This window comes from Pseudomonadota bacterium (assembly GCA_016719885.1).
Taxonomy (GTDB): Bacteria; Pseudomonadota; Gammaproteobacteria.
In genome coordinates this window covers 44,597-64,115 of the sequence record JADJYF010000016.1, presented here as the reverse complement: position 1 = coordinate 64,115, position 19,519 = coordinate 44,597, and the positions used below count along the sequence as shown (strand labels likewise).

The window sequence follows — 19,519 nt, the reverse complement described above, 5'->3', positions numbered from 1 at the left end:
TCCACGGGCACAAGCACGAGCGGCGGGCCGCGCCGCCAATGTAAACAAATGTGCCGTTGGAATGCCGTTATGTGACGCAGTGCTGTCCAGCGCGCCCGCCGCGTGGTCGATATTACCGTCGCACGGCCCGCCGAGTGTCGCCAAGGAGCCACCTCATGTCTGACGACATCACCGAACCGCTGACCATCGATCTGACCGACAACCCCATCTCGCGGGTGCAGTCGCGCGTGGTGCCGGCGCGCGCCGTGCGGCCGACCGAGACCGTCGAACCGCATCTCGCCCAGGCGCGCCGTACCTGCGCGGCGCTGGTGGCCACGGCCAACGACCCGCCGCTCAAGCTCAAGACCGATTTCGACCTGGTGGGTATCGGGCGGCTGCGCACCACCGCGCTCGAGAATTTCATGTTGCACGACCAGCAGGAGCCGAAGGACGGCAGTTTTTCACTGTCTTTCGACTATCGGGGACGCGAGCCGCTGATTCACGTGTGCGCGTCCGAGACGGTCTACCGCGCCCTGCGCCGCAAGCTGTACGAGCACGAGCTGACGGTCAAGAGTGTGTCCTCGGCCACCGCCAGCAAGCTCATCATCGAAGCTCGCGTGGCGGCCTCGGTCAGCTTCGGCGCCGACCGCACGCGAGAACTGGCGCGCATCACGCTGCGCAACGTGGTGATGCTGGGCACCACCACCTACGAACTGCCGCTGGAATGCCTGGACCGCAATCTCGTCGATGCGCTGGTCGAACTCATCACCAGCCATGGGCGCAACTTCTACGCCCTGACCATCGCCGCGTCGCAGCGCCGCAAGGGCGCCTGAGCGCATGCGGCCGAGCCAGGCGACCCGTGCGGGTCGCCTGGACCTCCGGCTCAGAACTTGACGCTGATGTCCGCCTGCAGACGGTTCTCGTCGACGTTGGTCGCGTTCTGCTGCACGTGGTAGAAGTCGAGACCGAGCGCGATGTTCTTCATGATCGCGTACTGGATCTCGAACTCGTGGCCATGCACGCCGGTGTCGCCCTCGAAGCGATCGGAATCCGGCAGGAAGTCCGGCACCGCGTTGGCATCGAGGTCGACGTACAGGTATTTCATGCTCCACTTGTCCCACGCGTACTTGGTGCCGACCGACCAGCCGAGATCCTGCGAGGATGAAGTCTCGTAGTTGTGCACCACGTCGCCGACCAGCGAAGCGGTGCCGGCGCCGAGCTTGGTGCCGATCTCGGTGGCGAGGCTGTAGGAGCTCATGTGCGTGTCGGTGTTGCCGCCGCGATGGAAGGGGCTGTTGGTGTCCTTGATGTGGGAGAACACGTAGGTGGTGGCGGCGAGGGTGCCGAACCAGTCGCCGGACTTCCAGCCCTGGGTGCCCTGCATGTAACCGAGGTAGGCGTCGTTGGAACTGCCCTTCGATTCGGACAACACCCACAGACCGCCCTGCAGCGCAAAGGCGCCGATGGCGTTGGCGCCGGCGAATTTGGCCGACGCGCCTTCGGGATTGATGTCGGAATCCCACATCATGTCGGTGGCGGTCCACAGGTAGTTCTTCGGTGAGAACTTGCCGGCGATGGCCGTCACGCCATGGCCGAAGCCATATTGCATGTAGGCGTAATCAAGACTCACCTGTTTGCCGGAGAACACCTCGTCGAAGCTCTGGTTGGTGGAGCGCTGGTCGCCCGTACCGCTGGCGAAACCCGCGCCCACTTCGAGATTCGCCATGGGATTGGCGATGACCCCGAGGCGGTAGCGCAGGCGACCGCGACCGCGGTCTTCGCTGCTTTCACGGTCGGTATAGTCGTAGCGGGTGCGCAGATCGCCCTTCAGGGCGATGGTGTCGGTCCACGCGGTCTTGGCGGGCGTCGCTGCGGCGGCGGGCGCCGCGGCGCTTGCGACAGGGACAGCGGCGACCGCCGGCGTGCTCGCGACCTTGGCGGCGACTTCCTTCTGCACGCTCGCCACGTTCTTCTCTTCATCGGCCATGGCCGCGAGACGGATCGCCTCGTAGGCGTCCTGCGAAATGGTGCCCTGGTCGCGCAAGACCTTGATCAGTTCCAGCATCGCATCGTTGGTCGCGAACGCCGGCCCGGCGCTGACGCCGAGCAGTGCGCCGAGCACCAGCGAGGTGCCGCGTTTCTTGAATGGAATGGACAAGAGGAGTCTCCTTCTACAATGGCAACGGACATACATCGAGCCTGACGTTGGCGAACCGGCTCATGACAATTCGGCGACAGTTGTAGGGGTGAAAGATGACATCCTCATGACAGAATGGCGTCAGGGGACGCGGCGTGGCGGCATGGCAACGTCGAGACACCATGGGCCGCATCCCCTACCATGACGCGGCGCCGGCGGCAGCGCGACGCTTGCCACCGGCGCCGGCCGACCCGCCACCCACCGACAACGACGAGAGGAGACACTGCCGTGAGTGATCAATGCTGCAACAAGAACGACCCGAGCATGGTTGAGCTGTTGAAGGATGCCCCGCGCAACTGGGGCAAGTGGGGCCCGGACGACGAGATCGGCAGCCTCAACTACCTGACGCCGGACGTGATCGTGAAGTCGGCCGGCGCCATCAAGTCCGGCAAGGTCTTCACCCTGCAGGTCAAGATGGCCAACCCGGAAGGCGACCCGGTGTGGCCGGGCCGCGCCGGCGCGGTGCGCACCACGGTCATCGACGAAGGCAACTGGATTGCCGGCAAGGGCCTCGATTTTCCCGGCGGCATGCACTACGCGGACGATTACCTGAGCTGCTTCACCCAGGGCTCGACCCAGTACGACGCCTTGGGCCACGTGTGGTACGACGATCAGATCTGGAATGGCTACGACGCCAAGACCACCATCGGCGGCCTGGCCAAGGCCAGCGTCGCGGCCATCGCCGAAAAGGGCGTGGTCGGGCGCGGCATCCTGCTCGACATCGCGCGCTGGCGCGGCAAGGACGTGCTCGCCCGGGGCGAGACCTTCACCCACGAAGACCTCATGGCCTGCGCCGCCGCGCAGGGCACCAAGATTGAAAAGAACGACATCCTCGTCGTGCGTACCGGCTGGATCGCCAGCTTCTACACCACGCCCAAGGAAGAGTTCTTCAAGGACTTCATCGAGCCGGGCCTGACCTACAGCCCGGAACTCGTGCAGTGGTTCGCCGACATGGAGATCCCCAACCTCGTCACCGACACCATCGCCAACGAAGTGACCATCGACCCGGTGTCGGGCGTGGCGCTGCCCTTGCACTGCGCCCTGATGCGCAACCTCGGCATCACCCTGACCGAAATCGCATGGCTGGAAGACCTGGCCCGCGATTGCGCGGCGGACAAGCAGTACACCTTCCTGTACACCGCCGCGCCGCTCAAGATTGTCAACGGCACCGGCGCGCCGGTGAACCCGGTGGTGATCAAGTAGCACCTGCAGCGCGCGGGCGCCGTTCGAGGCCGCTTCCAGGAGCGGCCTTTTTCATTGCGATGCGCGGTGGCGACCGCGCGCCGCGCGCGCGCTTTAATTCGCTATCATGGGTGGCCGGCGGTGTCGCGATCGCCCGCTGCCGAATTCGTCCGTTCCGCTCGAGATTCTGAATCGCGCCTGCCATGAAACGCTTAGCCACAGGACTCCTCATCGTCGCTGGCCTCGTCTACGTGCCGGCGCGCCTGTACGAATCATTGCATCCGGCCATGGGCTTTCTGCGCGCGTTCTGCGAAGCGGCCATGATCGGCGGCCTCGCCGACTGGTTTGCCGTCACCGCGCTGTTCCGTCATCCGCTCGGCGTGCCGCTGCCGCACACCGCCATCATCCCGCACAACAAGGATCGCATCGCCGACGCGCTGGCGCGCTTCGTCGAGTTCAATTTTCTGTCCACCGAGGTGGTGAACGAAAAGCTCGGCAAAATTGACTTCACCCAGTTGGCCGGCAACTGGATGGCGGACCCGGCGCGCAGCGCTCCGGCGGTGGCCAAGATCGTCGAGTTCCTGCCGCGCATCTTCGCCATGCCGGGTGTCGAGCCCTTGCGCCGCTTTGCACGCGAACATTGCACGGGCACTGCCGCGCGCGCGGATCTCGTGCCTGGCCTGGGCGCGCTGATGACGGGCTTGGCCACGCCACGCGCGAGCGCCGCGCTGGTGGACGAGCTCGCAACGCTGGTCGAGCGTCACCTCGGCGCTGACGAAGCCGCCATCCGCGATGCGCTGGCGCGCGAGACGGCACGGCTGTGGCCCGGGCTCGATCTCGAACTCGAGACCTCGCGACGCCTGCTGCTGGCGAGCGCCACTACGCTGGCGGCGCTGAACGGCGCCGACGCCGACGCGGCGCGGCGCCGGCTGGCCGTGGTGCTCGGCGGCGTGCTGGAAAAACTGCGGGACTCGCCCGCGCTGCCGGCGCGCCTCGCGGCGCTCGAACAGGCCTTGGCGACGCTGCCGGCCTGGGGCGCCTGCATGGACACCCTGTGGGGGTGCCTTGCGACGCGACTCGGCGACGACATGCGTCGCCCCGACTCGGCGTTTCGCGCCGCGCTGGAAGCGGCCGTGCGCGGGCTCGGTGAGAACCTCGCCGGCAACATGATGGTGCGCATGGTGCTGAACATGCAGATCCGGCAATTCCTGGTCGGCTTCGTCGAGCAGCGCCGCCATCACGCCGCCGAGCTCATCGCCGAAACCATGCGCAAGTGGGACGCCGAGACCGTGTCCGGCCGCGTCGAAGACGCCATCGGTCGCGACCTGCAGTACATCCGCATCAACGGCACGCTCATCGGTGGCCTGATCGGCGTCCTGATTCACACACTGTCGAACCTGGTGCCGCATTGACACTCGCCCGAGAACCCTGACACGCCCCACGCCCACGCTCGTCCGCCGCCATGGAATCCTTAGCCGTCGTCCTGCGCCGTGTGCCGCTGTTCGCCGATCTGCCGCCCGGCAGCTTCGCCAAGATCATCGCGGACCTGCGCGAAGAGGTGGTCGAGCCCGGCACGGTGATCTGCACCGAGGGTGAGCCGGCCGAGGACTTCTTCCTGATCCGCTCCGGCGAAGTGGCGGTCTACGTCAATCACGCCAATGGCGAGCGCGAACTCATCGACACCGTTGGCGCCAATCACACCTTCGGCGAGGCGGCGCTGTTTCGTGAGCGGCGTCGCGCGGCGACCATCATCGCCCATACCCGTGTCGACCTGTGGCGCCTGCCCAAGGACAAGTTCGCGATCGTCATTGAAGAGAACCCGGGCCTGGTGCTGCATTTCACCGGCATCCTGCTCGATCGTCTGCACAACGAGAACCGCCAGATCGCGCGCCTGTTGCAGATGTCGCGCGCGCAGGCGCGGGCCGGGCTGGCGCGTGAGAATTCGGAAGAACTCATTGCGCTCGAATGCCTGTCCATCCTCGAGACCCTGGACCCGGTCGCGGTATCGGCGCTGCTCGGCAACATGCCGCATGCCGCGACGCTGGTGAAAAGCCTGGTCGAACGCAGCGATTACGTGGAGGTGGGCGACGGCGGCCCGCAATTGATCCCGGCGGTACGCGAAGTGCTGAGCGGCTACCTGCATGCGCGCATCGGCGGCGAGGCGGTCAAGGGTCTGCACAAGCGCGTCGCCACCGCGCTGGCCGCCGCCGGCAAGCAGGCGCTTGCCATCGATCACTGGCTGGCGGCCGGCGACATCGATCTGGCGGTGACGGCCATCGGCACGCATTTCGCCGAACTCATCGCCGATGGCGGCGTGGCCTCGGTCGACGATTGGCTGAAGCGCGTGCCCAACACGCCGGAGTTCGAGCCGCGGCTGGACAAGCTGCGGCGCCGCGTCGCGGACCTGCACGCCGCGCGCCGCGCGCCGCGCCCGGCGATGCGCGAGGCGAGCGGCGCGCGTCATGTATTGGTGCTCGACCTGCTGCTGGCCGGCGTCGCCGGCTGGCTGCTCGCGTTCGTGATACCGATGCCAGGTCTCAGCGTCGAGGGCCGCGAAATGCTCGCACTGCTGGCGGTGGCGGTGGTGCTATGGGCGCGCGATACCCTGCCCGACTACGTGGTGGGGCTGGGCATGATGATCGCGTGGATCGTGCTCGAGACGGTGCCTTCGCAGGTGGCCTTGTCGGGCTTCACCAGCAGCCCGTTCTTTCTCATCACCGGCGTGCTGGGCATGGCGGCCGGACTGCAGGCCTCGGGCCTGCTGTTCCGCCTGACCCTGCACATCATCCGCCGCTTTCCGCCCACCCACCTCGGCCAGATGACCGGCCTGTCCTTGAGCGGCACGGCCATCACGTCCTGCGTGCCCGACGTCACCTCGGGCGTCGCCATCGCGGCGCCCATCACGCTCGCGCTGTCCGATTCGCTGGGTTTCGGCCGTCGCAGTCGCGGTTCGACCTCGATAGCCATGGCGGCGGTGCTGGGCTTTGGCCAGATGAGCCCGTTCTTCCTGACCGGCGCGGCCGAGAACCTTTTGGGCCGCGCCCTGCTGCCGGCCGCCGACCAGGCCGAGGTGACCTGGACCGGCTGGTTGATAGCCGCCCTGCCGCTGGCGCTGGTCACGTTCGTGAGCGGGCTCGCCGTCACCTACCTGCTCTACCGGCCGCAGAGCTCGCCGCGCATCTCGCGCGCCATGGTCGACGCCCAGCTCGAAGCCCTGGGTCGGCCGTCGCGCGCCGAGGTCGTCAACGGCAGCGTGCTGGCCATTGCGGTGATCGGCTGGCTGACCAGTCCCATGCACGGCATCGACGTGGCGTGGGTGTCGATGACCGGCCTCCTGGTGCTGCTGTCGGCCAACATGCTCGACCGCGCGGCGTTCCGCGCCAGTATCTACTGGGACTTCCTGTTCTACCTCGGCACGGTGTTGAGCCTGACCGGCGTCGTGCACCATCTCGGCGTCGACGCGTGGCTCATCGATCTCATCGCGCCGCACGTCGAGCCGCTGGCGAAATCCCCGACCACGCTGCTGTTGCTGCTGGCGGTGTCGATCTACGCCGCGCGCTTCGTGCTGCCGAGCTTTCCGCTGGTGTCACTGCTGGTGCTGACCATCGTGCCCATCACCACCGCGGCGGGCATCAAGCCCATGGTGCTGCTGCTGGTGATCTCGACGGCGGTCAGCGTGTGGTTCATGCCCTACCAGAGCGCCTATTACCTCGCGCTCTATTTCGGCACCAAGGAACAGGCGTTTTCCCATCGCCAGGCACGGCCCATGGCGTGGGCCTATGGCGTCATCTACCTGGTGGCGATCGCGGCCGGCATTCCGCTGTGGCGCCATCTCGGCCTGTTGCCGGGCTGAGCGGCGACGCCAGCCCCGCGGCGCCCTATCGCGCAATTGAGACCGGCGGCATCGCGTGCTAGCGTCGCCGCGCGCGAACCACCGACAACCAGCACGGATTACGCCCTTGAACGCCAACACTCCCTCTACACTCGACGGCCTGGTGCTGGACGCGGCCGTGATCGGCAGCGGCGTCGGTGGTCTGTATGCCTTGCAGCGCCTGCGCGACCAGATGGGGCTCGAGGTACGCGCCTTCGATGATGCCGGCGGCGTGGGCGGCACCTGGTACTGGAACCGCTACCCGGGCTGCCGCGTCGATACCGAGGCCGCGGTGTACTGCTATTCGTTCGACGCGGAGCTGTTCCGTGACTGGCGCTGGTCAGAGCGCTATCCGCGCCAGGCCGAAGTGCTGGCCTATCTCAACGCCGTCGCCGACAAGCACGACTTAAGCGCTCCATCCACTTCAACACTCGCATCGTGCGCGCCGCATGGGACGAAGATGCCGCGCTGTGGCGCCTCGACACCGCCGGCGGCGAGCGCTTCGCGGCGCGCTACGTGCTGGAAGGCGTGGGGCTCTTGTCCTCGACCAACATGCCGGCCTTCGACGGCATGGAAAAATTCAAGGGCGAGATCCACCATGCCGCGCGCTGGCCGCAAGACGGCGTGACGCTGGCGGGCAAGCGCGTGGCCGTGATCGGCACCGGCTCGACCGGCATACAAATCGTCACCGAGATAGCCCCCGAAGTCGCGCAGCTCTACGTGATGCAACGCACGCCGCAATACGTGGTGCCATTGGGCCTGACGCCTTTTCCCGCCGACAAGCGTGCGCGCATGGATGCGGACCGCGACGGTTTCGTGGCCTGGGCGCTCGACTCGGCCTCGGTGTTCGGGCTCGAAGAAAGCACCACGCCGGCCATGAGCGTGTCGGACGCGGAACGCGAACGCATCTATGAAAAGGCCTGGAACAAGGGCGGCGGCTTCGGTTTCATGCTCGAAACCTTCGGCGACATCATCGTCAGCAAGGCCGCCAACGACACCGCGACCGATTTCATTCGCGCCAAGATCCGCCAGCTCGTGCGCGACCCGGCGGTCGCCGCCAGGCTTACACCCCATGATCTCTACGCCAAGCGACCGCTGGCGGTGGATGGCTATTACGAGACCTTCAACCGCGACAATGTCACGCTGGTCGACGTCAAGGCCGCGCCCATCCTTGCCATCACCGAGCACGGCATTCGCACCGCGAACGAGGAAATCGCGGTGGACGTCATCATCTTCGCGACCGGCTTCGACGCCGTCACCGGCAATTATCTCAAGATAGAAACGATCGGACGCGGCGGCCGGCGCCTCAAGGACAAGTGGGCCGACGGTCCGCACGGTTTCATCGGCATGACCATCGCCGACTTTCCCAACCTGTTCATGATTTTCGGGCCTTTCGGCCCGTTCACCAGCCAGCCCTTGGTACACGAATACCAGGTCAACTGGATGACGACACTCATTGCCCACGCGCGGGCACAGGGTCACAGCAGGATAGACACCGACGCGGCGGCAGAAGATGCGTGGGTCAAGGTCTGCCACGACGGCATGGCCCAGACACTCTTCCCTCAGGTCGACAGCTGGATCAACGGCGCCAACGTGCCCGGCAAGCCGCGCGCCTCGATGTTCTACATGGGCGGCATGGCCGCCTACATGCAAGAGCTCGATCGCATCGTGGCGTCGGATTACAGCTCCTTCCGTTTTGGTTGAGATGCCAGTCGTCCGGACTCTCGGGGCGCACGACCTGTCCGCGGCGACTCGTCCTCCGCGCTCGAACCGACGTCGAGATTCATCAGCACCGGGCAGTCACATTCGCGCCCACGTCGCGCGGCCCGGCGCCCATGCCCGCGACGTCGAAGAGGACGTTGGCATCAAGACGTCTTGTGCCATGGATGAACGCACAAGCGGCGGCTTCACAGCCGCAGCATCCTGGCGAGGTTGTTCTTCTGGATATCCGATGATCCGCCGACGATCGGCATGCCGAGCAAATCGCGGACATTACGTTCCATGTCGTAGGCGTCGGACAGACCGTAGGCGCCCATGACCTGCTGACAGGCCAGCGCAATTTCGACGCCGACGTCAGCGCAGAACAGCTTGGCCATGCTGGTTTCGACCGAACACGGCAAGCCCCGATCCGCCAACCAGGCGCCGTGGTAGAGCATGTGCCGGCATGCCGCAAGCCGGGTGCGCGCGTTGACCAGCTTGTGCCGAATCACCTGATGATCGGCGATGCGCTTGCCGAACTGCCGGCGTTCCTGTGCATAGGTCCAGGCTTCTTCGAGCGCGGCGCGGGCAATGCCGTAACCGAGGGCCGTGATCTCTATCTTCTCGACATCCAGCGCGCGTCCCGCCAGCAACTCCCAACCGCGGTTCCACATCGCCTGTCCCCCAACGATCGCCGAGGCTGGCAAGCGAACATCGTCGAAATGGACGTCCATGCTCGCCGTATAGCGCAGGTTCAGATGCTCGAGCGGAGTCATGCTGACACCTGGCGCATCGGTCGGCACAAGCACGAAGCTCAGGTTTTGATGGCGCGCGGACGGATCGCCGGAGCGTGTCAGGCAGTAGATGTAATGCGCCCAGTCCGCGCCGGTGCACCAGCGTTTGGCGCCATTGATGACGATTTCGTCGCCATCTCGGCGCGAGGTGGTCTCGACGCTCGCAAGGTCGCCGCCGACATTCGGCTCGGACAGGCCGTAGGCCAGCAGCGTCTTGCCCGCCACGATGCCAGGCAGCAGTTTCTTCTGCTCCGGAGAACCGTTTTCGGCCAGGTTCATGCCGCCGTAGAACGCGGCGTGGATGTACGGGCCTGCGAGCGACGTGCCGCCCTGCGCCAGTTCCTCAATGACGGCGACGGCCGCCGTGATGTCGACGCCGGCGCCGCCATGCTCCTCGGGCACGGTCAGGCCGATCAGTCCCATGTCGGCTATCTCGGCGAACAAGGCCCGGTCCCAGGTATGCGCCCGATCCCACGCAATACGCTTTTCGCGCGGCATCTTTGCCGCTACGAAACGCCGCAACTGGCGCCGGATTTCAGTAACGTGTGCAGCTTCGTCGTGGACGGACTGTTCGAACATGGCGAGCACCTCGGCGCATGGATACCGGCGTGCGCCGCTGGCGCACGCCGCGCGAGTCTGGACTATTCTCCGATCAGCTGCGGGGGGCGCTTCTCGCGCGCAGCCCTTACTGCTTCCCGTCGATCCTTCAGATGATTGGAGGCCGTTTCCCATCCGATCGATGCGTCCATCAGTTGGGCCGCCAGCGCGCGCAACGGAATATTGGTGACGGTCTTGGTCCAGCGGACCGCGAATTTCGGATTGCCTTCGAGCTTCGCGATCAGTTCGTCCACCTTGGCATCGAGTTGCTCGGCCGGCACGGCGTAGTTGACCAGGCCCATCTGTGCGGCCTGCGCCGCCGTCAACATATCGCCGGTCATCAGCAGTTCTTTCGCCCGCGCATACCCAATCAGCTGTGGCCAGATGAGTGCGCCGCCGTCGCCCGCGACCAGGCCGACCTTCACATGGGGGTCGCCTATCAGCGCCTTTTCGTCTGCGACGATCATGTCGCACAGCAGGGCTATCGAGGCGCCGAGGCCCGCGGCTGCTCCGTTTAGACGACAGATGATCGGCTTTTCGAGTTCGAGCAGCGAACCGACGATGCGCTTCGCATCCCATGCGATCGCGCGGAAGCGCGCCGGGTCGTCAATCTGCTGTTCAAACCAGTCGAAGTCGCCGCCGGCACAAAACGCGCGACCAACGGCGGACAAGACGATGATGTCACTGCCATCGTCCCGCTGCAGATCGGTGAAGATCCGCGCGAATTCCTCGTGCATCTGTTCGTCGACACCGTTCATCCGATGATCTGACGTGATTCGCGCAAACAGCACGCGGCCGCGCCGTTCGAAAGTGAATCGCTGCCACGGCGTGCTTGTAATGTCGAAGGGGGTGCTCAAGATGATTCACCTCGCATTTGATGGCTGCAAAATGGAATGACACTGGTTCTGCGCTCAGGCTAGGTCATGACGCCTTGACGCACCAACACCATCGATGCCATCGTTTTAGCATCTGACGCCACTGTACGCCCATGTCTCAGATCGCCGAGTTGCCGATGCCCAACACCTATGTGCAACTCATGGTGCGGGCGACACGTGACGTCCCGCGCCTCCTCGCCGGCACCGGGCTGACGCCGGGAATGCTGACCGAAGGTCGGTCGATCACGGTCGCACAGCAACTGGCATGCGTCCGCAATTCGCTGGCGATGATGCGCCGCAAGGACTGGCACCTCGCGTGGGCCCACCGCGTGTCAGCGCACTTCCACGGCCCGATCTCGGTGGCGCAGCTAAGCGCGCCAACACTCGGCGATGGCATTGATGTGTTCGCGCGATATATGCACAGCCGGGTGCCCTACATGGACTGGCACGGGCGCCAGGGCGCGCGCGCCTACAGTCTGACCATCACGCCGCGCATGCCGCTGGGCGACCTGGCGCCGATTCTCTTCGAGTTGCCGCTTTTGTCGCTGGTCTCCTATGTCCACTCGATGCGGACCGGCGATATTGCGGGTCTGACCATCGAGCTGATGCATGAGCCGCTGGTGAAAGCGCAGGACTATCGACGCTGGTATGACTGCGAGTTTCGTTTCGGCGCGCGTCGCAATGCGTTCGTGATGCCAGCGGCCTGGCGAGGGATCGCGAACGTCGATCACGACCTGACGTTGTGGCGGACCGCCTTGGCGCAATGCCGCGCCGTCGCCGGTGGCGCGTGCATGCGCCCGCCGGGTATCGATGCGCCGGTCATGGCGGCGCTGCACGGCAGCTTTACCGCCGGAGACCAACAAGGCCCGCCTGCATTCGACTCGATGGCGCGTCGCCTCAATCTGTCGCCGCGGACCCTGAGCCGTCGACTGACCGGGGCCGGTACTTCATACCAGGCGATGATCGACAGCGTGAGAATGACGCTGGCGCGCGAGATGCTCGACGAAGGACATCGAGTCGGGGACGTCGCGCAGGCCCTCGGCTACGCGAATACCAGCAGTTTCGATCGCGCCTTCCGGCGCTGGTACGGTGGTACGCCGAGTCAGGGCCGCGAGCGAGTCACTCGGAGCAACGCGACGTTGCCGGTGGCTGGTCGCTGACGTTCAACGAAGTCAGGCCGGCCGCGCAAACGTGTACCCGTCATCAATGAAGTAGCCGACCCTCGCGCCGGGAAGGCGGTCTCTGAGCGCGTCGCCGCCATGTGCAAAGCGGCCGGCAGGGGCAGTTACCCGCCGGGAGGTCATAAAGCCTGGCGGCCCGTCAGGGCGACGCCCCTCGGCTGTACATCGCGCCCGCGTGCATGATAATGACCGCGTCGTCGTTCATGGCCCATGCCGGCCCGGTCCTGCTTATGTCGCAATTGCCAACCCTGCGCTCCCTGCCGCCGAGCTGCGAACATCCGCCGTCATGCAGCTGACACGCTTCACCGACTATTGCCTGCGCGTGCTGATGTATCTCAGCTGCAAGCGCGACGGACTGACGACCATTGCCGAGCTCGCGCGCAACTACCGCATCTCGTCCAACCACCTGATGAAGGTCGTGCATCGCCTGGGACTGGCGGGCTACATCGAAACCGTGCGCGGCAGGGGCGGCGGCATGCGCCTCGCGCGTGAGCCGGAGCAGATCAACCTCGCCGAGGTGGTGGAGCACTGCGAGGAATCCATCGCCGTGCTCGATTGCCTGGCGGCGGGCTATGCCGGCGATTGCCCGTTGATGCCGCGCTGTGCCCTGCGCAACGTGCTGCGTGGCGCGCAGCGCGCCTTCCTGGATCACCTCGCCACTTTCAGCCTGCAGGATCTGGTGCAGAGTCGGCAGATGCAGCAAGCGATCCTGCCGCCCGCGGCGCGGCCGCGGGCGCCGTCCCGCCGCGCAGCACGCGGTGGTAAATGACGGGCAGCAGCAGCATCGACACCAGTGGTGCGCTCAGCATGCCGCCCAGCATCGGCGCCGCGATGCGCTGCATGACGTCGCAGCCGACCGCGTTGGACAGCATCACCGGCAACAGGCTCGCGCTGATCACGGTGACCGTCATGAGCTTGGGGCGTAGCCGTTGCACCGCGCCCGCCAGCACCGCGCGACGCCATGCGCCTGCATCCAGCGCCATGCCGGCTTCACGCACCGCGTTATCCAGATAGAGCGTCATCACCACGCTGAATTCAGCGGCAACGCCGGCCAGCGCAATGAGCCCCACCGCCACCGCCACGGAAAACTGGAAGTCGAGCAGGTGGACCAGCCACAGGCCGCCCACCAGCGCAAACGGCAGGGTGAACAGGACGAGAGCGACGCGTGCCATGTCATGAAACACCGCATAGAGCATCGCCACCACCGCCAACGCCACCAGCGGCGCGATCAACGCCAGGCGCTGCATCGCGCTCGTGTAGTCCTGGTGATCGCCGACCCAGGCGATGGAAACGCCGCCGGGCAGGCCGAGCGCGGCGAGTCGCGGCGCCGCGGCGGCCATGACCCGCGTTGCGTCGCCGTGCGCGACATTCACGTACACATAGCTGACCGGACGCCCGCCCTCGCTCAGGATCTCACTCGGGCCGTGGCGACGGGTCAGCGTCGCGACATCGGCCAGCGGCACCGCACCGTTGGCCGTCACCAGCGGTAATTCCCGCAGCTCGGCTAGCGAGGCGCGCAGGCTGGGCGCGATGCGCAGGGTGACAGCGATACGCTCCGCGCCTTCGCCGTTGACGGTGCTTACGGCCTCGGCGCCGGTCAGCAACTCGGCGTAGCGGCCGAGCGCGGCGGCATCGATACCCAGCGCCGCAGCGCGCGCACGATCGAGTCGAAGGTCGAGATACTCGCCCTGGCCGGCGCGCGATGCGATGGCACTGCGCACCTCGGGCAGCTCGCCGAGCGCGGCGGCGGCGGCGATGGCGGCCTTTTCAGTCGTGTGACTGTCGGGCCCGCTGATACGCAGTCCGAGAGGCGTTTTCACACCGCTCGCCAACATCGCGATGCGCGTGCGTATCGGGTAGCCCCAACTGTTCAACAAGCCCGGCAGGCGTAGTTTTTCGTCCAGTTCGGCGATGAGGTCGGCGCTGGTCTTGCCCGGCCGCCACGCCTCACGCGGCTTGAGGCGGATGGTGGTCTCGAGCATCGCAAGCGGTGCCGGATCGGTAGCGGTGTCGGCGCGTCCGGCCTTGCCGAACACGCTCTCGACCTCGGGCAGTTCGGCGATTAAGGCGTCGGTGCGGCGCAGAACCTCGCGCACATGGGTGGCGGTCATGCCGGGTGCGGTGGTGGGCATGTAGAGCAGGTCGCCCTCGTCCAGCGGCGGCATGAACTCGGCACCCATGCGCGACAGCGGCCACAGCACCGACAGCAAGGCCAATACCGCCAGCAGCGCCAGCGTGCGCGGCCGTGCCAGGGTTGCTTCCAGCAGTGCGCGGTAAGCGTCCTGCAGACGACGCAGCCAGGCGCTGCGCGCTTCGTCGTCGCCGTCGCGCACCAGCAGCGCCAACAGCGCCGGCGTGAGTGTCACGCCCAGCAGGCAGGCAACCGCCATGAGCCAGGTCTTGGTCAGGGCCAGCGGCGCAAACAAGCGTCCTTCGCGACCGCCGAACAAGAGCACCGGCAGGAACGACAGGGTGATGAGCAGCAGCGACCAGAACAGCGCCGGGCCGACTTCGACGGCGGCGCGCGTGATAGCATCGAGGCTTGATTCGGCCGCGCCGCGCTGCGCCAGGCGGCGCGTGACGTTCTCGGTCATGACGATGGCGGCATCGGTCATCGCGCCGAGCGCGATTGCAACGCCGCCGAGCGACATGATGTTGAGCTCGACGCCCTGCCAGGCGAGCGCCAGCGCCGCCACGCCGAGGCCGGCCGGCAAGACCAGCGCCGCGGCGCCCGCCGCGCGCAGCGAACCGAGCAGCAGCACGCACACCGCGAACACCACCGCCACTTCCTCCAGCAGGCGTGCGCGCAGATTGCCGAGCGCGTCGACGACCAGGGTCGAGCGATCGTATACCGGCTCGAGGTGCACACCGTCCGGCAGCCCACGGGCCAACTCGGCGAGTCGCGCCTTGACCCGCGTGGTGACGTCGAGCACGTTCTCACCCTGGCGCGCGATCACGATGCCGCCCACCGCCGGCCCGTGGCCATCGAGATCGGTGAAGCCCGCCGCCGCCGCCGGACCTTCACTGAGCTGCGCCACATCGTCCAGACGCAGCGCACCGCCCTCGCTCAGCAGCGGCACGGCGCGCAATTCGTCGAGACTGCGCAGGCGATTGTCGGCGGCGACGATCACGCGGCGCTGGCCGAGGTCGAGTGCGCCGCCGCCGCTGGAGACGTTGGCGGCGACGATCGCCTCGCCAACGGCCTGCGGCGCGAGGCCATGGGCGAAGGCGCGGCGCGGATCGATGTCAACGCGGAATTCGCGCGCCTGGCCACCGACCGTCGCGACCTCGGCGACACCGCGCAGGCTCTGCAATTCAGGCGCGAGGTAGGTGGTCTGCAAGGCGCCCAGCGCACCGGGCGACAGCGCCGCGCCGCGTGCGACCAGCGCGTATTGGTAAACCCAGCCGACGCCGCTCGCATCTGGGCCCAGCGTCGGTGTCACACCCGCGGGCAGGCGTGGTTGCACTTCCTGCAGACGCTGCGCGACGCGCGTGCGGGTCGCTTCCGCGTCGGCATCGGCGTCGCATACCACGTAGAGAAAGGACTCGCCGACCATGGATACGCCGCGCACCGCCACCGCGCCCGGCACCGAGGCCAGCGCGGTGGCCAGCGGGTAGGCGACATCCCGTTCGACCTGCTCGGGCGTGCGCCCGGCATAGGCGGTGCGCACGATGACCTGCGGCTCGGCGACGTTGGGCAGCGCATCGAGCGGCGCGTGGCGCAGGGCCACCGCGCCGGCGCACGCGGCCAGCAGCGTCAGCGTAACGACCAGGTGACGCGCGCGCACCGACCACGCAATGACGGCGGCCAGGCGCATGGCTCAATGCGCGTCCGCGGCGCCGAAACTCGTCGTCAGGGTCGCTGCCGCATCCAGCAGGTACTGACCATCGACCACCACGCTTTCGCCGACGCCAAGGCCGTGCCTGACACCGACCCAGGCTTCGTCGCGGGCGGCGACCTCGACGCGCCGCAGGCGCATCGTTTCGCGGCCATCCGCAACCACCACGAACGCGCCGACGCCGTCCTCCAGCAGCGCCGCGCGCGGAACGCTGGGCAGGGTGAGACGGGCGCCGCGCAAGGTCACGGCCAGCACTTCGCCGGGCGCGTGGCTGCCGATATCCGCGACCGCGATGCGCACGCCATAGCTCTGTGCTCGGGCATCGAACAGCGCCCCATCCAGCGCCACGGTGCGCGGCGCCGAGGACTCGGCGACCGACAATTCCACCGGCGCCTGCAGCGCCGCGCGCTGGCGCGGACTCAACATCACTTCCAGCACCGTGCGTCCGCCATCAAGCAGGCGGTACAAGGCTTCACCCGGCGCCACCGCCTGACCGACACGCGCTTCCAGCCGCGTGACCTGTCCGTCACCGCGCGCGACCACGGTCAGGCTGTCGCGCACCCGCCGCAGGCGTTCGATGTCATCGAGCGAGGCGCGCGCGATGCCGAGTTCCAGCAGAGCGTCGCGCAGGCGCTTGCGCTCGCGCGCAAGGCTCGCCAGGAGTTGCCCGTTTTGTCCCTCCATGCTGGTGAGGGTCGCGAGCATCTGGTCGCGGCGATTGAGGGTATCGATGTAATCGCGCTGCCGCTGCTGCAGCTCCGGCGCGTAGAGTTCGAACAGCGGCGCGCCGGCCTCCACGCGCGCGCCGAGTTGATTGACGTGCAACGCGCGGATCCAACCTTCCGCCGGCGCCGACACGATGCTTTCATTGACGCTGTCGGCCACCACCCGCGCATAGGTGGCGACCTGCGCTGCGATGTCGCGGGTCTCGACGGTCGCGCGACGCAGGCCTAGCACCTGCGCGGCGCGCGGCGAAACCGCGACCGTCGCCATCACCTCCCGAGCGGGCGCGTCATCGCGAGCGTCGCTGTTCGGCGCCAGGGCGAGGTCCATGCCGCAGATCGGGCAACGCCCCGGCGCGTTGGCCTGCACCTGCGGGTGCATGGGACAGGTATAGCGCGCGTGGGCCGCGCCACTGGCATGAGCATGGACATGCTCATGCCCGGCAACCGACACGTCGGCGGCCAAGGCGCCCGCCTGCCCGGCGCCCGCGCCCCACGGCAACAGAGCCAGCACGCACAGCAGTCCGCGCCACGACCGGTGTGCGTGCTTGCGGCCCATGCGCGCTCAGCGCACCACGATCTGTTCGCCGCGACCCATGTTCGGATCGGCATCGTCGCTGAACATGATGACAGCTATTGCACCGGTCAAGGCCTGCTTGAGCGAATGACTGACAATGGCGTTGGCGCCGGCCTTGGGTGAAATGAGGTCGAACACCGCCGCGTCGCCCGGCCCCACCGTGAAGCTCTGCAGGCCGGTCATTTCGTTGCGCGGATTGCCGCTCGGCCAGACCTTGTCCCAGATGCCGGCAATCGGATGGAAGGACGAAAACTCGTTGGGGCCGGCATTGACGAAGTACACCCGCACTCGCTCGCCCGGCTTGGCCTGCAGCCAGCGCGTGGCGTTGGAGTCATGCACCGGGTCGTACTTGAACACGCCGCCGTTGAACATCACGTTCGACCACTTGTTGGCCATCATCGCTTCGCGATCTTCGGGATTTGGGTAGAGCTCCGACTGCACCAGCACGTACTCGCGGTCCGCTTTGGGCATCGCGGCCGTATCCTTGGGATCGACGATGATCAACCCGAACATGCCGCGCGCGATGTGCTGCATCATGGGGTCGGCGCCACAGTGGTAGAAGAATGCGCCCGGGTAGTCGGCGCTGAAGGTGAACTGCTTGGTCTCGCCCGGCTTGATCGGCGCGAAATCCGTTACGACGTCGGCGCGCGCGGCGTGGAAGTCCATCGAATGGGAGTTCTTGTTCGACTTGTCGTTGATGAGCGTGAACTCGACGGTGTCGCCCTCCTTCACCCGCACCACCGGCCCGGGAATCTTGCCCTCGAAAGTCCAGGCCTTGTAGGTCGTGCCCTTGTTGTCTATCGGCAGGTCGACTTCCTTGCTGTTCAAGGTCACCTTGACCACCTCGGCACCGGCTGTCATTGGCAGCGCGACCAGGCTCGCGAGGCCTGCCGCCAGCGTCAGTTGCAGATATCGATTCATGTCTTGCCCCTCGTGTTGTTTGCTGTCAATTCGTTCGCCGATGCGCTCAAGTGCCGCACTTGCAGATCTCGCGCAGGTAATCGACGAGTTGGTGAATTTCGTCATCGCTGAGCACCTTGCCCCACACCGGCATGAGAATGGATTTGTTCACCGCGAGTCCCCCCTCCTTGATGGCCTTGAACATCTCGTCATTCGGCACGTCGTTCATCGCCTTGCTGTCGGTGTGATCCCGTGGTTGCACCGACATGTGCGCGGCATTGACGCCGCGACCGTTGCGATGCACGCCGTGGCACTGCACACAGTAGGTGTCGTAATTGCGCTCGGCCTCGGGAAACGCGCTGGCGGCGCCTGCGACCAGCGGCGCGAGACTGAGCACGAAGGCAAGAGGTGCGAGATGGCGGTTCATGGTTTGGCTCCGCTCTTGAGTTGCATGAGGTAGCCGGTCAGGCGTTGCAGATCGCTTTCGCCGAGGCCGGCATCGGGCATCCACACATGGGGGTCGAAGGCCTGCGGCCGCTTGATGTAGCTGTAGACATAGTCGGCGTTGAGCCGGGTACTCGCGGTGTGGAGTTCGGGCCCCGACACGCCGCCCTTGCCCGGCGCGTCCTCGTGGCAGGCGGCGCAACCGCGCAACTTGCCGAAGAACATCGAGCCAATGGTGGCGCTGACGGCCGCGCCCTTGTAGGCGCCGCTTTCGACCAGGCCCGGCACGCGCAGCGCGAGCAAGGCATCGGCGACCGCCTCGGCGCTTTCGTGGTCGAGCTTGGGATGCACGGCGAGCGACGCCTCGTCGATCACGTCACCTTCCGCGCCGTCCTTGAGATGATGCCGATAGAACTCACCGCCCGGGCGTATGCGGGTCGGGGCCTCCAGCCAGGCGACCAGCCAGGCGCGCTGGAACTTGTCACCGGCGTAGTGGAGGTCCGGTCCCTTGCGCGACCACAGTCGCTCGACGTCCGTTTGCGCCGGCGCGGTGAGCGCATGGCATTCGGCGCATTGTTGTTTCAGTAACTGCGGGCCGTCGGCGGCAACAGCCATCGACGAGACCAGCAGCAGCGCGGGCAGCACATGGCGCATGACCTGTCT

General features: G+C 66.6%; 14 protein-coding genes and 1 pseudogene. 7 read left to right on the top strand and 8 right to left on the bottom strand.

Translation table 11 applies throughout. The annotated features are described in order from the left end of the window. The first annotated feature begins 155 nt into the window (after positions 1–155). Entirely contained in the window at positions 156–812 is a 657-nt protein-coding gene (locus IPM80_17105; protein ID MBK8960077.1) for a hypothetical protein, read from the top strand. 50 nt (positions 813–862) lie between these two features. Here IPM80_17105 and IPM80_17100 read toward each other — a convergent pair whose 3' ends face one another. Further along, on the bottom strand, positions 863–2,137 hold the full coding sequence (locus tag IPM80_17100; protein MBK8960076.1) for a putative porin: 1,275 nt from the start codon (positions 2,135–2,137) through the stop codon (positions 863–865). A 180-nt stretch (positions 2,138–2,317) separates the two neighbouring features. On the opposite strand from IPM80_17100, the gene IPM80_17095 reads away from it, so the two are divergent. The 4 genes and pseudogenes from IPM80_17095 to IPM80_17080 all read left to right on the top strand — a co-directional run bounded on the left by IPM80_17095 (position 2,318) and on the right by IPM80_17080 (position 8,933). Then, entirely contained in the window at positions 2,318–3,379 is a 1,062-nt protein-coding gene (locus tag IPM80_17095) for a cyclase family protein (protein MBK8960075.1), read from the top strand. Between the two features lie 182 nt (positions 3,380–3,561). Next, complete coding sequence (locus IPM80_17090; protein ID MBK8960074.1) at positions 3,562–4,770, top strand: DUF445 family protein; 1,209 nt, start codon at positions 3,562–3,564, stop codon at positions 4,768–4,770. A 50-nt stretch (positions 4,771–4,820) separates the two neighbouring features. Next, positions 4,821–7,211, top strand: a complete 2,391-nt coding sequence (locus IPM80_17085) for an anion permease (GenBank protein MBK8960073.1) — start codon at positions 4,821–4,823, stop codon at positions 7,209–7,211. A gap of 106 nt (positions 7,212–7,317) precedes the next feature. Further along, positions 7,318–8,933, top strand: a pseudogene (locus IPM80_17080) (NAD(P)/FAD-dependent oxidoreductase). A gap of 203 nt (positions 8,934–9,136) precedes the next feature. On the opposite strand, the gene IPM80_17075 reads toward IPM80_17080, so the two are convergent. Both IPM80_17075 and IPM80_17070 read right to left on the bottom strand, forming a co-directional pair. Then, positions 9,137–10,300, bottom strand: coding sequence for an acyl-CoA/acyl-ACP dehydrogenase (locus IPM80_17075; GenBank protein MBK8960072.1), 1,164 nt, complete (start codon positions 10,298–10,300; stop codon positions 9,137–9,139). A gap of 62 nt (positions 10,301–10,362) precedes the next feature. Then, a complete protein-coding gene (locus IPM80_17070; GenBank protein ID MBK8960071.1) occupies positions 10,363–11,175 on the bottom strand; it encodes an enoyl-CoA hydratase/isomerase family protein in 813 nt (270 codons plus the stop codon). Between the two features lie 131 nt (positions 11,176–11,306). On the opposite strand from IPM80_17070, the gene IPM80_17065 reads away from it, so the two are divergent. Both IPM80_17065 and IPM80_17060 read left to right on the top strand, forming a co-directional pair. Then, entirely contained in the window at positions 11,307–12,353 is a 1,047-nt protein-coding gene (locus IPM80_17065; protein ID MBK8960070.1) for an AraC family transcriptional regulator ligand-binding domain-containing protein, read from the top strand. Between the two features lie 307 nt (positions 12,354–12,660). Next, the gene (locus tag IPM80_17060; GenBank protein ID MBK8960069.1) at positions 12,661–13,143 is read left to right on the top strand and encodes an Rrf2 family transcriptional regulator; all 483 of its coding nucleotides are present in this window, start codon (positions 12,661–12,663) and stop codon (positions 13,141–13,143) included. On the opposite strand, the gene IPM80_17055 is transcribed toward IPM80_17060, so the two are convergent. Genes IPM80_17055 through IPM80_17035 form a run of 5 tightly spaced genes read right to left on the bottom strand, consistent with a single transcriptional unit; the run spans position 13,037 to position 19,510 of the window. Next, positions 13,037–16,192 carry an efflux RND transporter permease subunit gene (locus tag IPM80_17055; protein MBK8960068.1) on the bottom strand — a complete coding sequence of 1,052 codons (3,156 nt, stop codon included), beginning with the start codon at positions 16,190–16,192 and terminating at the stop codon, positions 13,037–13,039. The two genes, IPM80_17060 and IPM80_17055, sit on opposite strands and share 107 nt — an antisense overlap. Before the next feature lie 3 nt (positions 16,193–16,195). Continuing rightward, positions 16,196–17,449, bottom strand: coding sequence for an efflux RND transporter periplasmic adaptor subunit (locus tag IPM80_17050; GenBank protein ID MBK8960067.1), 1,254 nt, complete (start codon positions 17,447–17,449; stop codon positions 16,196–16,198). Between the two features lie 51 nt (positions 17,450–17,500). Next, positions 17,501–18,433 (bottom strand): multicopper oxidase domain-containing protein, encoded by a 933-nt coding sequence (locus IPM80_17045; protein ID MBK8960066.1) that lies wholly within the window; start codon positions 18,431–18,433, stop codon positions 17,501–17,503. 46 nt (positions 18,434–18,479) lie between these two features. Next, positions 18,480–18,839 (bottom strand): cytochrome c, encoded by a 360-nt coding sequence (locus tag IPM80_17040; protein ID MBK8960065.1) that lies wholly within the window; start codon positions 18,837–18,839, stop codon positions 18,480–18,482. Beyond that, a complete protein-coding gene (locus IPM80_17035) occupies positions 18,836–19,510 on the bottom strand; it encodes a c-type cytochrome (GenBank protein MBK8960064.1) in 675 nt (224 codons plus the stop codon). The genes IPM80_17040 and IPM80_17035 overlap by 4 nt, the downstream gene beginning before the upstream one ends. Positions 19,511–19,519: the final 9 nt, after the last annotated feature.

Excerpts from the sequence above, each read along its gene's own strand:
- IPM80_17105 (MBK8960077.1), top strand. The coding sequence starts at position 156 with ATGTCTGACGACATCACCGAACCGCTGACCATCGATCTGACCGACAAC.
- IPM80_17095 (MBK8960075.1), top strand. The coding sequence starts at position 2,318 with ATGACGCGGCGCCGGCGGCAGCGCGACGCTTGCCACCGGCGCCGGCCG.
- IPM80_17090 (MBK8960074.1), top strand. The coding sequence starts at position 3,562 with ATGAAACGCTTAGCCACAGGACTCCTCATCGTCGCTGGCCTCGTCTAC.
- IPM80_17085 (MBK8960073.1), top strand. The coding sequence starts at position 4,821 with ATGGAATCCTTAGCCGTCGTCCTGCGCCGTGTGCCGCTGTTCGCCGAT.
- IPM80_17075 (MBK8960072.1), bottom strand. The coding sequence starts at position 10,300 with ATGTTCGAACAGTCCGTCCACGACGAAGCTGCACACGTTACTGAAATC.
- IPM80_17065 (MBK8960070.1), top strand. The coding sequence starts at position 11,307 with ATGTCTCAGATCGCCGAGTTGCCGATGCCCAACACCTATGTGCAACTC.
- IPM80_17060 (MBK8960069.1), top strand. The coding sequence starts at position 12,661 with ATGCAGCTGACACGCTTCACCGACTATTGCCTGCGCGTGCTGATGTAT.
- IPM80_17055 (MBK8960068.1), bottom strand. The coding sequence starts at position 16,192 with ATGCGCCTGGCCGCCGTCATTGCGTGGTCGGTGCGCGCGCGTCACCTG.
- IPM80_17045 (MBK8960066.1), bottom strand. The coding sequence starts at position 18,433 with ATGAATCGATATCTGCAACTGACGCTGGCGGCAGGCCTCGCGAGCCTG.
- IPM80_17040 (MBK8960065.1), bottom strand. The coding sequence starts at position 18,839 with ATGAACCGCCATCTCGCACCTCTTGCCTTCGTGCTCAGTCTCGCGCCG.
- IPM80_17035 (MBK8960064.1), bottom strand. The coding sequence starts at position 19,510 with ATGCGCCATGTGCTGCCCGCGCTGCTGCTGGTCTCGTCGATGGCTGTT.